Here is a 540-nt window from a genome sequence, read left to right as displayed (position 1 = left end):
CCAGCCAGACATGCTGATTGGCGCAGGTACGGTACTGAACCGCGAGCAAGCAATTGCTGCAAAAGAAGCAGGCGCAACCTTTATCGTATCGCCTGGCTTTAACCCACATACCGTTAAAGCGTGCCAAGAAATCGGCATTGATATCGTACCGGGCGTGAACAACCCAAGCACGGATGAAGCCGCGCTGGAAATGGGATTAACCACCTTGAAGTTCTTCCCTGCCGAAGCTTCTGGCGGCATCAACATGGTGAAATCACTGCTTGCGCCATACACCGACATCGAACTGATGCCTACTGGTGGCATTAACCCTGCGAACATCAAAGATTACTTAGCGATTCCACGCGTGTTGGCCTGCGGCGGAACTTGGATGGTAGACAAGAAACTGATCGAAGAAGGCAACTGGGAAGAGCTTGCACGCCTAACTCGCGAAGCGGTTGCGCTTGTAAATGAGTAATCGCTTTTAGCGATTGAATAAAGTGCCCAGCCCTCCCTTTGTAGAGGGCTGATTCGTTTGCATTCACATTCACTCACGTGGTTAAG

General features: G+C 51.1%; 1 protein-coding gene. It reads left to right on the top strand.

Annotation, left to right across the window (positions count from 1 at the left end; genetic code table 11):
• A partial coding sequence (gene eda / locus R7Z49_RS27140) for a bifunctional 4-hydroxy-2-oxoglutarate aldolase/2-dehydro-3-deoxy-phosphogluconate aldolase (RefSeq protein ID WP_318112771.1) occupies window positions 1-454 on the top strand: 454 nt, incomplete at its 5' end.
• Between the last annotated feature and the right edge of the window lie 86 nt (window positions 455-540).

This window comes from Vibrio sp. 1562, assembly GCF_033340155.1.
Taxonomy (GTDB): Bacteria; Pseudomonadota; Gammaproteobacteria; order Enterobacterales; family Vibrionaceae; genus Vibrio; species Vibrio alginolyticus.
The sequence above is the reverse complement of the archived record's forward strand: the minus strand, read 5'-3'. Positions and strand labels throughout refer to the sequence as shown.